Origin of the sequence: Streptomyces sp. NPDC014894 (assembly GCF_043080985.1) — a bacterium.
Taxonomy (GTDB): domain Bacteria; phylum Actinomycetota; class Actinomycetes; order Streptomycetales; family Streptomycetaceae; genus Streptomyces.
Genome location: NZ_JBIBWD010000001.1, coordinates 586664 through 601028, shown reverse-complemented (window position 1 = coordinate 601028; position 14365 = coordinate 586664). Strand labels below are relative to the sequence as shown.

Annotated in this window: 11 protein-coding genes; 3 read left to right on the top strand and 8 right to left on the bottom strand. The window is 74.1% G+C overall.

Annotated features, from left to right (window positions below; genetic code table 11):
- Nucleotides 1-48 precede the first annotated feature (48 nt).
- Nucleotides 49-1005, top strand: coding sequence for a DUF4231 domain-containing protein (locus tag ACF089_RS02545; protein ID WP_392020730.1), 957 nt, complete (start codon nucleotides 49-51; stop codon nucleotides 1003-1005).
- A 101-nt stretch (nucleotides 1006-1106) separates the two neighbouring features.
- On the opposite strand, the gene ACF089_RS02540 is transcribed toward ACF089_RS02545, so the two are convergent.
- The 6 genes from ACF089_RS02540 to ACF089_RS02515 form a co-directional block, all read right to left on the bottom strand.
- Nucleotides 1107-1586 (bottom strand): hypothetical protein, encoded by a 480-nt coding sequence (locus tag ACF089_RS02540; RefSeq protein ID WP_392020727.1) that lies wholly within the window; start codon nucleotides 1584-1586, stop codon nucleotides 1107-1109.
- Between the two features lie 162 nt (nucleotides 1587-1748).
- The gene (locus ACF089_RS02535) at nucleotides 1749-2573 is read right to left on the bottom strand and encodes a DUF1684 domain-containing protein (protein ID WP_392020725.1); all 825 of its coding nucleotides are present in this window, start codon (nucleotides 2571-2573) and stop codon (nucleotides 1749-1751) included.
- A 4-nt stretch (nucleotides 2574-2577) separates the two neighbouring features.
- Nucleotides 2578-3879, bottom strand: coding sequence for an NtaA/DmoA family FMN-dependent monooxygenase (locus tag ACF089_RS02530; protein ID WP_392020722.1), 1302 nt, complete (start codon nucleotides 3877-3879; stop codon nucleotides 2578-2580).
- A complete protein-coding gene (locus ACF089_RS02525; RefSeq protein ID WP_392020719.1) occupies nucleotides 3876-4955 on the bottom strand; it encodes an LLM class flavin-dependent oxidoreductase in 1080 nt (359 codons plus the stop codon). The genes ACF089_RS02530 and ACF089_RS02525 overlap by 4 nt, the downstream gene beginning before the upstream one ends.
- 412 nt (nucleotides 4956-5367) lie before the next feature.
- Entirely contained in the window at nucleotides 5368-7257 is a 1890-nt protein-coding gene (locus ACF089_RS02520) for an FAD/NAD(P)-binding protein (protein ID WP_392020716.1), read from the bottom strand.
- Nucleotides 7258-7876: 619 nt separating this feature from the next.
- Entirely contained in the window at nucleotides 7877-9094 is a 1218-nt protein-coding gene (locus tag ACF089_RS02515; RefSeq protein WP_392020713.1) for a DUF5685 family protein, read from the bottom strand.
- A gap of 289 nt (nucleotides 9095-9383) precedes the next feature.
- Between ACF089_RS02515 and ACF089_RS02510 the strand changes: the two genes are divergently transcribed.
- Complete coding sequence (locus ACF089_RS02510) at nucleotides 9384-9827, top strand: cell division protein SepF (protein WP_392020711.1); 444 nt, start codon at nucleotides 9384-9386, stop codon at nucleotides 9825-9827.
- A 51-nt stretch (nucleotides 9828-9878) separates the two neighbouring features.
- On the opposite strand, the gene ACF089_RS02505 is transcribed toward ACF089_RS02510, so the two are convergent.
- Together ACF089_RS02505 and ACF089_RS02500 are read right to left on the bottom strand one after the other, a co-directional pair.
- The gene (locus ACF089_RS02505; RefSeq protein WP_392020709.1) at nucleotides 9879-11069 is read right to left on the bottom strand and encodes an acyl-CoA dehydrogenase family protein; all 1191 of its coding nucleotides are present in this window, start codon (nucleotides 11067-11069) and stop codon (nucleotides 9879-9881) included.
- Between the two features lie 188 nt (nucleotides 11070-11257).
- On the bottom strand, nucleotides 11258-12949 hold the full coding sequence (locus tag ACF089_RS02500) for an MFS transporter (RefSeq protein ID WP_392020707.1): 1692 nt from the start codon (nucleotides 12947-12949) through the stop codon (nucleotides 11258-11260).
- A gap of 411 nt (nucleotides 12950-13360) precedes the next feature.
- On the opposite strand from ACF089_RS02500, the gene ACF089_RS02495 reads away from it, so the two are divergent.
- The gene (locus tag ACF089_RS02495; protein WP_392020704.1) at nucleotides 13361-14344 is read left to right on the top strand and encodes a phosphatase PAP2 family protein; all 984 of its coding nucleotides are present in this window, start codon (nucleotides 13361-13363) and stop codon (nucleotides 14342-14344) included.
- Nucleotides 14345-14365 lie beyond the last annotated feature (21 nt).

The window sequence follows — 14365 nt, the reverse complement described above, 5'->3', positions numbered from 1 at the left end:
TGGTCATTCCGCCTAAAGAGTGAAGACATTTCGCAGTCAGGGGGACAGATGACCGGGTTTCCTGGCGCAACGGACAGCATCGTATTCCGCAACACCGATCTCCCCGCCCTCTTCCACCACACCGACGCGACGGCCGTAGCCCGCCAGCGGGAGGCCGTCGGCTCCACCCGTCTCTCGCTGCTGCTGCTGGTGGCCGGAGCGGCGGCGGCCGCGCTGCCCTCGTCCCTCACCGTGGGCGAGTCCTTCCAACTCCCCGGCGCGCTGGCCGCCCTGGCGTACGCCGGAGTGCTCCTGCTGGGCTACCGCGCTTCCCGGCGCCGGGCGAAATCGCAATGGCAACTGAACCGTTCGGCGGCCGAGTTCATCAAGTCCCTCTGCTGGCGCTATTCCGTGCATGGGACACCCTTCGACGTACGCCCGGGCGGCCCCGTCCCCGACCCCGTTCCCGACCCCGACGCCGTCTTCGCCGAACGGCTGGGGGACGGGCTGCGGGAACTCGCCAAGGTCGGCTGGGAGGATCCCCGGTCCGCCCTGCCCGAGCTGGCCGCCGCCGACCTCGTCACCCCGGCCATGCGCAGGCTGCGCGCCGAACCGTTCGGGGCGCGCAAGGAGACCTTCGTCAGGGACCGGCTCATCGAACAGCGCAACTGGTACCGCCGCAGCGCGGAGAACTCCCGGCGGGCGACGCGGGTGTGGTCGCTCTCGATCGGACTGCTCACCCTGGCCGCGCTCTTCCTCTCCCTGCTGCGCGCCTTCTCGCTCACCGGCTCCGCCGGCGGCGCGGGGGTGCTGTCGGCGGCGGCCGCCGGCTGTCTGGCCTGGAGCGAGATCCGGCGGCACCAGCCCTTGATCGCCGCGCACTCGCTGGTGGAGGAGGATCTGGCGGCGATGCACACCGCGATGGAGACCTCGGTCACCGAGGCGCAGTGGCCCTCCGCGGTCTACGAGACGGAGCGGATCGTGTCTCCGCAGCACACGGACTGGCTGGCGCGGCACCGCAGTTGAGGGGACCGGTCGTCGGGCGGTGCGTCGGGCGGCCCGCCCGTCGACCCGGGCCCGTCGACCCGGGCCCGCCCGACGACCCGCCGGACGCTCCGCCCGGCGGGTCACCCGCGCTCCAGGCCCTCGCGCCAGATGACGGTCACCGGAGTGCCCCGGTCGCGGGCGTAGCGGACGATGTCGGCCGTACCGCCGAGTCCGCGCGCCGGGCAGCCGTCCCAGACCGCGAGCAGCCGGTCGCAGTTGTCGGCGATGTACGCCCCGGCGGCGTAGTAGGCCTCGTCCGTGGAGTGCGGGAACGCGAGCCTGACCTCCCGGGCGGCCCGGCCCCTCAGCTCCTCGAAGCGGGCCAGCTCGGCGGGTTCGGTGAAGCCGTCCGCGTAGTCGCCGCTCGGGATCACGGCGGTCAGCTCGGCCCCGCAGGAGAGCGCGACGTCGGCGAAGATCTGGTCCGCGCCGACGGCGAGGCTGGAGAACGCCTGAAGCGCCCCGCCGTGCCCGCGCAGCGCCGCGCGCAGCCCGGCGCGGATATGGCCGTGGGCCTCTTCGGGAATGAACCGGTGGCCGGTGATGCCAATGCGTTTCACGTTACCGCCCCGTCTCTCCCGCCGCCGGAACACCGTCCCGGATCACGCCGTGACGCTGCTGGGGAGTATTCGACCGCCCGTCCCCCGGCGCAAGGGCGCGTTCCGGGGTCGTCCGGGTCGCCGGGGGAGGGCCCGGGGCCCTCCCCCGGCGCGCCGGCCGGGTCAGCCGCCGAGCGGAATGCGCTCGCCCGCCTCCACGGCGACCGGGAGGGTGTTCCCGGGCGGCGGGAAGGGGCAGATGAAGTGCTCGGCGAAGGCGCACGGCGGCAGCAGCGCCCGGTTGAAGTCGACGGTCACCGTGCCGTCCGCGGCGGGAGCCCCCGGCCGCAGGAAGCGGAAGCGGTAGCTGGTGTCCCCGCCGGTGGCGTCGGCGAAGACGGCCCACAGCGAGCCGTCGTCCTCCACGGCGGCGTGCAGGCCGTACTCCTCGCCGTCGAGGGAGAAGAGGATCTCGCCCGCGAGGCCGAGGCCGCGCTCGCGCCCGTCGGCGTTCTCGACCCGGACGCTGCGGTGCTCCGGATAGGGGCGGAAGCGCCCCGGCAGCGCCCAGCGGGGATCGTAGGGGGTGGCCTCGAAGCCCGCGAACCCGGTGCGGGCCGGGGCGGCCGGATCGAAGTCGCGGATCGCCCAGAGCCCCTCGCGGCGCAGCACCACCAGTCGCCGTTCGCCGTGCGCGACCGGGGATTCGGGGATGGGTCCGTGGTGGGCGGCGAGCCGGGCCGTGCCGGTGAACGGCTCGCCGCCGAGGCTGAGCCCGTCGGCGGCGACGGCGGTGAGCACCACCTCGTCGCCGTCGGCCGTCCAGCTGCCGGGGACCGACGGGATCCGCCCCTGGGGGTGGTCGTCGAGCCAGTGGGTGCCGGTGAGCGAGAGCGGTCCGTACGGCGCGGTGATGGTCTCCACCCGCCGCCGGTGCCACTTCCGCCAGCCTTGCGACCGCTGTCCGCCGGGGCCGTCTCCGGCTGTCTGCTGTGCGTCCGTGGTCATGTGCTCAACCATTCCACACCGGCTCGGCCAGCCCCAGATGGGAGCGGAGGGTCGTGCCGGAGTACCGCTCGCGGAAGGCGCCGCGCTCCTGGAGCAGCGGCACCACCCGCTCGACGAACTCGTCGAGGCCGCCGGGGGTGAGATGCGGTACGAGGATGAATCCGTCGACCGCCTCCAGGTCGACAAAGCGCTGCATCTCCTCGGCGACTCCCTGAGGGGTGCCGACGAAGGACTGCCGCCCGGTGGTCTCGATGACGGTCTGCCGGATCGAGAGTCCCTTCGCCTCCGACAGGGCCCGCCAGCGGGCCGCGGTCTCGAACGGGTCCCCCGCGCTCACCCGCCCCTGGGCGAGGGTGACGGCGGGGTCCGGATCGACGGCCGGGAGCGGCCCGTCGGGGTCGTACGAGGAGAGGTCCCGGCCCCAGATCTGCTCCAGGGCGAGGATCGCGTTCTGCGGGGAGATCTGCTGCCGCCGGATCTCGGCGGCCCGCTCCTGCGCCTCGGCGTCGCTCGCGCCGAGGACGAAGGTGACCCCCGGCATGATCTTGAGGTCCTCGGGGCGGCGGCCGTACGCGGCGAGCCGGGACTTGACGTCGGCGTAGAAGGCGCGGCCCGCCTCCAGCGTGCCGTGCCGGGAGAAGACCACGTCCGCCGACGAGGCGGCGAACTCGCGCCCGTCGGCGGAGTCGCCCGCCTGGATGACGACCGGGTGTCCCTGGGGGGATCTCGGTACGGTGAACTCCCCCGCGATGGTGAAGTGGTCGCCCGTGTGGGCGACGGGGCGCGCCGTGCCGTCGGGGGTCCAGGAGTCCCACAGCGTCCGGGCGGCCCGGACGAACTCCTCCGCCCTGCGATAGCGGTCGGCCCGGTCCAGGAAGCCGCCGCGCCGGAAGTTCTCGCCGGTGAAGGCGTCGGAGGTGGTGACCACGTTCCAGCCGGCCCGGCCGCCGCTGAGATGGTCCAGGGAGGCGAGTCTGCGGGCCAGTTCGTAGGGCTCGTTGAAGGTGGCGCTGACGGTGGCGGCGAGTCCGAGTCGGTCGGTGACGGCGGCCAGCGCGTTCAGCACGGTGATCGATTCGGGGCGGCCGACCACGTCGAGATCGTGGACACGGCCCTTGTGCTCGCGCAGCCGCAGGCCCTCGGCGAGGAAGAAGAAGTCGAAGAGGCCGCGTTCGGCGGTGCGGGCGAGATGCTCGAAGGAGGCGAAGTCGATCTGGCTGCCGGAGCGGGGGTCGGCCCAGACGGTGGTGTTGTTGACGCCGGGGAAGTGGGCGGCGAGGTGCAGTCGCCGTCGTAAGGCGGTCATGCGGGTCCTCCGGTGGCCGCGGTGGCGTACTGGTTGACCGGCCGGGCGAGCCCCAGATGCTCGCGGAGGGTCCCGCCGGGGTGGAAGGTGCGGAAGAGGCCGCGGTGCTGGAGGAGGGCGACGGTGCCGTTGACGATGCGCTCCAGATCGCGGTGGGGGGCGATGGGGGCGAGGTGGAAGCCGTCGGCCGCGCCGCCCCGGTGCCAGCGGGCGAGGAGTTCGGCCAGCTCGACCGGGCCGCCGCTGAAGTGCGCGGCGGGGGCGGCGAGACGGCGGCCCGCGCCGAGGCCCGGATGCGGGACGGACTCGCTCTCGCCCAGGTCGACGGCGAGCGAGACGAGCACCCGCAGGCTGCCCGGGTCCCGGCCGTGGCCCGCGGCCTCGCGGCGCAGCAGGGCGCGGGTGCGGGCCGCCTCCTCCGGCGAGGCGGCCCGGACCAGGACGACGTCCGCGTGCCGGGCGGCGACCCGGCGGCCGGGCTCCCCCGTGCCGGTGAGGTCCACGACGGTGATCGGGCGGCCCTGGGGCGGCCGGGGCACGGTGGAGGGGCCGCGCACCCGGAACGAGGCCCCTTCGAAGTCGACATGGTGAATCTTCTCCCTGTCGATGAATCGGCCTGTCTCCGCGGAGCGGATCTCGGCGTCGTCCTCCCAGCTGTCCCAGAGCCGGGCGACGACGTCGGCGACCTCGCCCGCCTCCCGCCAGAGCGCGCCGAGGGGCGCGGCGGGCCGCCGCCCGAAGAGCCGGGCCTCCGCCTCGGTGGCCGAGACCCCGACGGACCAGCCGGCCCGGCCCCGGCTGACCCAGTCGAGGGTGGCCACGGCGGTGGAGACGTGGAACGGCTCGGTGTGGGTGGTGGTCACCGTCGGCACGAGACCGATCCGGCGGGTGCCGGGGGCGATCCGGGCGAGTACGGCGAGGGCGTCGAGCCCCGGGCGGGCGAAGGAGTCGCCGAGGGTGACGAAGTCGAGCGCGCCGCGCTCGGCGAGCCCGGCCAGTTCGGTGTAGTGCTCGGCGCCGCAGTGCGCCGGGCCGTCGAGGGCGACGGCCAGATGCAGGGGACGGGTGGCGGACATGTGGGCCTCTCAGGGGGTCGGTCCCCGGCGGACGGTCGTTTCCGCGGAGGACGGGTGGGTACGGGCCCGGCCGCGGCGGCCGGGCCCGTGGTCGGCGGGCCGGGCCGCGGCGCGGCGGACGAATCGGTCGGTCGGGCGGACATAGGACGGTGCGGCGGTCGGTCGGGCGGTGGTCGGACGGACATAGGACGGTGCGGCGGTCGGTCGGGCGGTGGTCGGACGGACATAGGACGGTGCGGCGGTCAGGCGGTCAGGCGGTCAGGCGGTCAGGCGGTCAGGCGGTCAGGCGGTCAGGCGGTCAGGCGGTCAGGCGGTCAGGCGGCTGATGGTCGATCGGCCGGCTGATGGTCGGTCGGTCGGCTGGCGGTCCTGTGGCGCGGGCGGTTCGGGGCCCGGGGTCGGGGCGCTGGGGTCAGGAAGCGGGGCGGCTCCGGTGGGAGAGTTCGCGGAGGAGGGTGAGCGCGGCACGGGCGGTGGCGTCGTTCTGCCGGAAGGCCGGTCCGCCGGTCCTGGGCCGGGTGAACGCCCCGCTCGCCCGGCCGTCGGTGTGCGGCCCGAGCGCGAACCGGCGCGGATGGGGCGCTCCGGCCCGGTCCAGGACCCGGCCGTCCGCCGGGTCGACGGCGAGCAGGCCGGACGGGGTGGCGGCGGCCCCCTCCTCGTACAGCGCGCGCAGCAGCGGGCTGGCGGTGCGTTCCAGGGTCGGTTCGGGCAGCCGGGCCTCGATCAGCGTCCGGGCCTCGACGAGGGGGCCGGGCAGGGCGGAGCCGCCCGCGCGGAAGACTCCGCGCGCGTCGTCGGTCCCGACGGTGATGTCCGGGCCGAGGAAGCGGACGACTCCGGCGCGGGAGAGCGCGAGGAGCCCGCGCAGCCGGGGCCCGGGCGGACCGGAGGCGAGATGGCTGAAATAGCCGTGCCACCAGCCGCCGATGTCGCCGAGCGGGATGAGCTGTCCGTAGACGGAGAGCAGTCCGAGGAAGACGGCGAGGTCCGCGCTGTGGGCGGGGTCGTGGCGGCGGGCGAGGTCGGCTTCGACATGGGCGCGCAGTCCGCTCTGGAGCGCGTCGAAGGAGGCGAAGCGCCGGCCCGCCAGGGGCCGGTCCAGCGCGCGGGTGTCGAGCCGGTCGGCGGGGTCGGGCACCGCGGCGGCGACCAGGGCGCTCAGTTCGGGGCTGCCGGGCTCGGCGGCCGCGTACCGCTCCTCGAAGGCGCGCGGCCCGCCCGAGGTGCGCTCGGGGTGGGCGGTGAAGAGCCGGTGGTAGTGGGCGAAGCCCAGTTCCTTGTCGATGAGCGGCCAGACGTCGCGGCGGAAGTCGAGCGGCCCCCGGCTCAGTAACGCGGCGGTCTGCTCGGGTCCGAAGAAGCGCGGCAGCGGCGGGCGTTCGCCCTCCAGCTCGTAACCGATCTTCGAGCGGTACGGGACGCCGCGCCGCGATCCGGTGTAGATCACGGGCTCCCGGCCGGAGGGGATGTACTCGCCTCCCTCGTACCGTCCGCCGCGGCCCTCGGTGAGGAGGACCATCAGATCGACGAAGGCGAGTCCGAGGCCGCGGACGATGACGGGCTCGCCCGCGGGTATCCGGTCGAGATCGCTGTCGGCGGTGAAGTCGGGCGGCAGATGGAGGAGTCCGCGGCGGCGGGCGAAGGCGCCGAGGGCGCGCTGTTCGCCGTCGGGTGCGGCGTCGAGGTGGCCGAGGGTGAGCAGCACCAGGTCGGCGGTGAGCGGCCGGCTGTTTCCGGCCAGCCGGATCAGCTGCGGTCCGTCGCGCGGCCCGGTGACGCGCAGCGCGGTGGTGCGGTGCTCCCGCACGGTGACGGCGGGCGGGAGGGCGGCCACGGCCCGCTCGTGGAACCAGCGCAGATAGTCGCCCTGGCGGGTGCGGGCGGGGAAGGTCCGGCCGTCGATCCCGGCCCATTCGGCGAGGGTGGGGCCGGGTTCCGTCGGTCCGTCCTGCCCGACGGTGTCGTCGGTGAACATGGTGACGTCCTGGGCCATGGAGTTCATCCACAGCAGCGGGGACTGGTCGGCCCGCCAGACCCGGCCGGGGCCGGGCGGGTGGGGGTCGATCAGATGGATGTCGAGCGGGCGGTTCCCGTACAGCTCACGGGCGTTGGCGGCGAGCCGCTCCAGGAATCCGGCGCCGCGGGGCCCGGCTCCTATGACGGCGACGGAGGGCGGGGCGGCCCGGGCGGGGGGTGCGGGGCGGGCCGGGCGCGGTGGGGCCGGGTGTGGCGGGATCTCGCCGTCGGGAACGGTCGGCGCGGCGGGGCAGGCGGGGAAGGCGTCGGCGGGGGCGGCCATGGGAGGGCTCCGTGGATGCGGGATCGAACACGGGCTTGCCTTCACCGGGAGCGCCGGCGCCGTCCGCACCGAGGCGGTGGGGAGCGCGCCCCTCAGCACGATCCACTCTTGGAGGCTAGGCGGTCGGCGGGGGCCGCTGTCAAGGGTGTCCACACTGTGAGCCGTTCGTCTCAGGGCAGTTGACGCCCCACCGGATGCCTGTTCCACTTGGGCCATGTCTTCACAGCAGCCGCTGGTCAGGCGCTCCCACATCGACTTCGGTCGCGTGTGGTCCGCTTCCTGTTGACCTGACCGCGCTGCCTCGCGGGCCGTTTCGGCCCCTCGAAGCCCGGCCGTCGCGCCGGCGCTCTCCGCTCGGCGTCCCGCCGCCGGTCCGCCCGGACCGCCGGCCATCGGTGCGCCGCGCCTCCCGCCCTCACCACGGCACCGCTCTCACCACGCGCCGCGCCGCGCACCCCGTACCACTCCCCTCGCCCCACCGCCCCGGCCGTCTTCTCCGAAGGGTCCGTATGGCGTCACTCAGAACCGTGTCTCCCGAGCGGCCCCGGCTGCCGACTGCCGCCTGCCGGGGAGCAGCCGCGCCGCCCGGCCCCGGTGAGCGGGCGGCCCGTGCGGGCCGTCAGTCGCAGGGGCAGCAGCAGCCGTCGCAGGAGGAGCAGTCCGGGCAGTCGCAGCTGCGGCAGCAGCCCTCGCGCTTCTTGCGCGACCAGGGGCCCTCGTACTCCTTGGCACAGCAGATCTGACAGGTGCAGCAGAGCCAGGTGAAGGCGGCGCATCCGGCCAGGAAGCCGCGTGGGGCGGGCCGGTGCGGGCCGCCCTCGCCGGACGGGGGCGGAGGCGGGCCGTCCGGTCCGCCGGGCGCGCCCGGCGCGCCGAAGCCGTGGGGGTGTCCCGCGCCGTACTGACCGCCTCCCCCGTACGGGTGGTTCGGGCCGCCTCCCCCGGACGGTCCGGCGAAGGACTGTCCCTGGTGGGAGCAGCTTGTCGTACCGAAGGACCGGTCCACCGCCGTCGCGAGTTCGTGGGCGAGCAGGATGTGCGCCAGCCGGGCGTCGGTGAAGTGGGCGTCGCGCAGGGCGAGCCGCACTCCGTGCACGGCGTCGTCGGCGAGCCGGCGGGCCTCGGCGCGTGAGGTGCCGGTGGCGGTCAGCGGGTTCCAGGCGCCCGCGGCGGCGTCGGCGGTCTGGTCCTCGACGGCGTCCAGCAGATGGGCCAGCCGGCCGAAGAGCCGGCCCGCCTCGGCGAGCGGGGCGGCGTTCTCGGGCCTTCCGGCGAGGAGCGCGGTGTGGGCGAAGGCGGCCGCGGTGGCGGTCTCGGTGGGCTCGGTGACCGTCAGCAGCGGGGTGCCGGGCCCGGCGAGGGCCTCGATCCCGGTCTGCCGGCCGACCGCGTCGAGCAGGACGGCGGTGTCGAAGCCGACGCGCGCGCCGGCCCGGGCTCCGGCCCTGTCCCAGCCCGCGGCGACCCTGCGGGCCGCGGCGGCGACCGGCCGGCGGGCCAGCAGCCCGTCCCGGTCGGCGACGTGGTCGCGCACTTTCGCGGAGGCCAGCACCAGGGAGACGGCGGCGGCGAGGCGGGCTCCCTCGCCCCGGGCGACCGAGGCGGTGCGCATGGCGCGCAGCGGGCAGGGGCCCGCGGTGCGCCGGGCGGCGGGCGTCCATTCGGCCTGAGCCTCCGTCAGGACGGATATGATCAGACCATCGTAATGAGTGACCACCCGTGCGAATTGGCCGTGGTCGGCGCGGAGCGCCAGACAGAGGCCGCACAGATGTGCCGTCCATTCGGCCTTCAGGCCGTCGGTGAGCCGATGTCCGCAGGGCCGGACCATTCCGAACACGTCGTTTCCCCCGTGCGTCGTTCAGTTGTGCGGGACGCATCGTATCGATCGATCGCTCACCCGTACGCCCCCGACGTCACCCATCTGGCCCGACTTTCATATTTTGTGCGGATCACCACCCGCATACGGGAAGAAAGCTGACGAACCACCACATCATCTGCACCAGTCCCGTCACGAAACCCCTGCGCTGCGGCTATCCACTTGGCGCGCGATCCGCATGATGGACCACGATAGGGACAGGAAAGACGAAAGACCGCTAGTGAGCGGACCGCAGTGGAAGGAGGCGTCCATGGGATCTGTGCGCAAGGCGAGCGCCTGGCTGGGACTCGTCGAGGACAACGACGAGCGCTACTACGCCGACGAGTACGCCGAGTACTCAGAGGGTGCCGAGACGGGTGACGCGTGGGTCACCGATCCCCGCGTTCGCGTGGCCTCCGACTCCGCCCGGGCCGAGAGCCGCCGGATCGCCACCGTCTCCCCCACCTGCTTCCGGGACGCGCGCGGCATCGGCGAACTGTTCCGGGAGGGCGTCCCGGTCATCGTCAACCTCACCTCGCTGGAGTCCGGCGACGCCAAGCGCGTGGTGGACTTCGCGGCCGGGCTCACCTTCGGGCTGCGCGGCTCCATCGAGCGGGTGGCGACCCGGGTGTTCCTGCTCAGCCCCGCGCACACCCAGGTGGTCAACGGCGAGCCGCAGGGCCGCCCCCAGGACGGCTTCTACAACCAGAGCTGAGCGAGGCGCTCGCCGGCCGCCGCCCCGGCCCCCGGGCCGTCGGGCCCCGGGTCACCGGAACGCGTCGAGGCCGGTGAGCGCCTTGCCCAGCACGAGCTGATGCATCTCCACGGTGCCCTCGTACGTGAGCACCGACTCCAGATTGGTCGCGTGCCGCATCACGGGGTACTCCAGCGAGATCCCGTTCGCGCCCAGCACGGTCCGCGCGGTCCGGCAGATCTCGATCGCCTCCCGCACATTGTTCAGCTTGCCGAAGCTCACCTGCTCGGGGCGGAGCCGGCCCGCGTCCATCCGGACGCCCAGATGGTGGGCGAGCAGAATCCCCTTGTGGAGTTCCACCGCCATGTCGGCCAGTTTGGCCTGGGTGAGCTGGAAGCCGCCGATGGGCCTGCCGAACTGCTCCCGCGTCCGGGCGTACGCCAGCGCCGACTCGAAGCTCGCGCGCGCCGCGCCCATCGCGCCCCAGACGATTCCGTACCGCGCGTGGTTCAGACAGCTCAGCGGTCCGCCCAGTCCGGTGGCCCCGGGCAGCACGGCGTCGGCGGGCAGCCGGACCTCGTCCAGGACCAGTTCGCTGGTGACGCTGGCCCGCAGCGACCACTTGTGCCGGATCTCGGGAGCGCTGAAGCCCGGCCGGCCGGCCGGCGTCAGAAAGCCGCGGACGCCGTCGTCGGTCCGGGCCCAGACGACGGCGACATCGGCCGCCGAGCCGTTGGTGATCCACATCTTGCGGCCCGTCAGCACCCAGTCGGAGCCGTCGCGCCGGGCGTACGCGCGCATCCCGGCCGGGTCCGAGCCGTGGTCGGGCTCGGTGAGACCGAAGCAGCCGATGATCTCGCCCGCGGCCATGCCCGGCAGCCATCGCTCCTTCTGCTCCTCGGAGCCGAAGCGGTGGATCGCGTACATCGCGAGCGAGCCCTGTACGGAGACGAGGGAGCGGATGCCGGAGTCGGCCGCCTCCAGCTCCAGACAGGCCAATCCGTACTGGATCGCGGTCGCGCCGGCGCAGCCGTACCCCCGCAGCGACATGCCCAGCGCGCCCATCGCGCCCAGCTCCCGGGCCAGCTCCCGGAGGCCGGGCAGCTCACCGCGCTCGTACCAGTCGGCGATGTGCGGAAGGACCCGGTCGGCGGCCCAGGCGCGCACGGTGTCGCGGACCGCCAGATCCTCGGGCGTGAGCAGTTCGTCGAGGCCGAGCGGGTCGGCGGCGTCGAAACGGGCGGGCTCGGGGCGTTCGGACATGGGCGGCCTCCGCGGGCGACCGGGAACGGGAACCAGCGGCGCCGGTTGATCGTCGCCCCGACGGTACGGTCCGCCGCGCCGTCCGTCCAGACCGTCCCGGCCGTGCGCCGCACCGTCCGTGCGAACCGTCCCGGCCGTGCGCCGCACCGCCCGTGCGGACCGTCCCGGGCGAGCCTGGCGGAGGGCCGCTAGGAGCCGGACGCCTCGACCGCGCAGGGAGCGGGCTCGCGGCCGGCGGACCGGGGGCCGCTGTCGTCGTCGGCGGCCGTGGCACCGGCGCCGGGCCCCTCGCCGCGGCGGGGCGGCGGGCACGCCCCGGCCGGCACGGCCCGCTTCCCGTCACTCGCGCAGTCCATGATCGAGGGCAGCTTCAGCGCGGCGAGCGCGCCCAGGAGCAGCAGACCGGCGCTGACGAGGAGGGTGACATGGAGACCGTGGACGAAGGAGTCGCGCGCGGTGGCGCGCAGCGTCTCGCCCGCCGCTCCGCCCAGCCGCTCCGAGATCTGATACGCCTCGCCGAGCGAGTGGGAGGCGGCGGAGGCGGCCGGTCCGGGCACTCCGGCGAGCGAGTGGAAGGCCGGTGCGTAGGCCGCGTTCATGACACTGCCGAGCAGGGCGATCCCCATGCCCGCGCCCAGCTGGTAGCTGGTCTCGCCGATGGCGGCCGCGCCGCCCGCGTACTCGGCGGGGGCCTCGCTGAGCATGGACTCGTACGCCGCGAAGAGGGTGGTCTGGAGGCCGAATCCGAGCAGCACGAATCCGGCGGTGAGCAGCAGCGGACGGTCCTCCTGCCCCATCAGGGTCAGCAGCAGCACCGCCCCGGCGGTCAGCACGAAGCCCCAGCCGACCATCCCGCGCGGTCCGATCCGGCGCAGGGTGTACGAGCCGGTCGCGCCGGCGGCCATCGCGGCGAAGGTGAGCGGGAGCAGCCGCAGCCCGGTCTCCATCGGTCCGAGATCGAGGATGAGCTGGAGGTACTGGACGGCGATCAGCTCCAGGCCGACCAGCGCCAGCATGGCGAGCACGATGCAGCCGACGGAGGTGGAGAAGGCGGGCGCGGCGAACATCCGGATGTCGATCAGCGGATGGGCGCGGCGCTTCTGGCGCCGGACGAAGAGGACCAGCAGCAGCGCTCCGGCCAGCAGCGGGCCGCTGGTGAGCGGCTCCAGCGGGGAGTGGCCGACGCCGAGCCGCTTCACCCCGAGGACGACTCCGAGGACGCCGCCCGCCGCCATCAGCGCGCCGAGCACGTCCCAGGGGCCGTCGAAGCCGCCGCGGGACTCGGGCAGCAGCCAGCGGCCGGCCGGGAGGATCACCGCCATCAGCGGAATGTTGATGAGGAAGACCGATCCCCACCAGAAGTGCTCGATGAGAAAGCCGCCGAGCACCGGGCCGGTGGCCGCGCCGACGGCGGCGACCGCGGTCCAGATGCCGATGGCCATCGCCCGCTCCCGGCGGTCGGGGAAGACCGTGCGCAGGATCGAGAGGGTCGCGGGCATGATCATCGCGCCGCCGACGCCGAGCAGGGCGCGGGCCGCGATCAGCACCTCGGGGGTGGTGGCGAGCGCGGCGAGGGCCGAGGCCGCGCCGAAGATCCCGTAGCCGAGCAGCAGCACCCGGCGGCGTCCGACGCGGTCGCCCAGGGTTCCGAAGAGGATCAGCAGAGCGGCGCAGATCAGCGGATAGGCGTCCACGATCCACAGCAGCTCGACGCCGCTGGGGCGCAGATCCTCCGTGACGGCGGGGACCGCGATGTGGAGCACGGTCGCGTCCAGCGCGACGAGCAGCAGGCTCACACAGAGGACGAGGAGGACGACCCAGCGGTTGCCACCGCCGCCGGCCGCACGCAATCGTGCCGCGGCCGTGGTCGTCCCTGACATGCGCACACCTCCAGTGATCCCCTCGCGCTCGGCGGGCCAGCCGGGGACGGGGACGGTCCCTCAGGGCGGTCCGGCATCGACGGGCGAGTGAGCCGTCAGCGTACGCGAGTCCCGGTCGCCCAAGGCATGTGGGGTACGCCACGCCGGGGCCGCGACGGGCGGGCCGCGGCGGCGCCCCGGGACGGCGTCAAAGATGAGAAAGAATTCATACGGCAGAGTGGTGAACGTCAATTTGAGCCACCGAAAGGAACCTTCGACAGGAGAACTGTTGCAATAGGGCGGGTGACCTCCGGGATTTCCGAGTTGGCCCCAAATAAACCAAGGCGCCTGAGACATACTCCACATCACATCGTCATCACAAAGACGCCGGATCGGCCTAGCCGCACACTCACTCGCTGTAACGTCGATAGGGTGCGTACCGACATCTTCGCCCGCTTGGACCGAGAGCCGGAACCGCCGAAGATAGAGATCCCGCGGATGAGCCGCACTCGCCTCGCCCTCTTCGGCGGGACGTCTGCGTTCTATCTCGCCATCGTCGTCGCCGTGCTGGCCTCGACCTGGCTGGTGCTCATCGACTGGAAGGTCATGCTGTTCCGGCCCTATCAGCAGTGGCCGGAGTTGCACCCGTATCTCGATTACTTCGTGGTCCTCGGCCAGCGCGGTCCCACGGCCGTGATGGTCGCCGCGTGGCTGGGCTGGCGCTCCTGGCGCCAGCACACCCTGCGGCCCCTGCTGGTGCTCGGCGTGTCGCTGTTGCTGCTCAACGCGACCGTCGGCGCGGTCAAGATCGGCCTCGGCCGGCTCGGCCCTCACTACGCCACCCGGATCGGCTCTCCGGAGCTGTTCGCCGGCGGCGATATATTTCCCTCCGGGCATACCGCCAACGCGGTGGTGACCTGGGGAATCCTGGCGTATCTGGCGACCACTCCGAAGACCCGGCGCTATCTGTCCGCGCTCTCCGCGACGGTCTCGCTCGGGGTCGGACTCACCACCGTCTACCTCGGTACGCACTGGCTGAGCGATGTGCTGCTCGGCTGGGCGGCCGGGCTGCTGATCCTGCTGGGCCTGCCGTGGTGCGAGCCGCTGATCGGCCGGGCGGAGGCCTGGATCCTCGGCCGGCGCGAGCAGTGGCGGGCGCGCCGCCGGCTCGCTCCCTCGCTGCCGGTGGCGACGGGCGGCCCGAGACCCGCGCTGGTCATACGCCAGCGGACGGCCGCGCCCGGGAAGCCGGAGCGCGAGACGGTGACCGCCGGAGGCCCCAGGCCGGGCCCGACGGGCCGGTCCACCGCCCAGCTCGCCCAGCCCAGGGCGCGCACCTCGCGCCCGGAGCGCCCGCCGGGCGGCGGATCCGGGAACCGGCACGCGTCGGCCTCCCGGCCCACCTCGGGCGGCTGAGCCGGCCCCGGCACGAAGCGA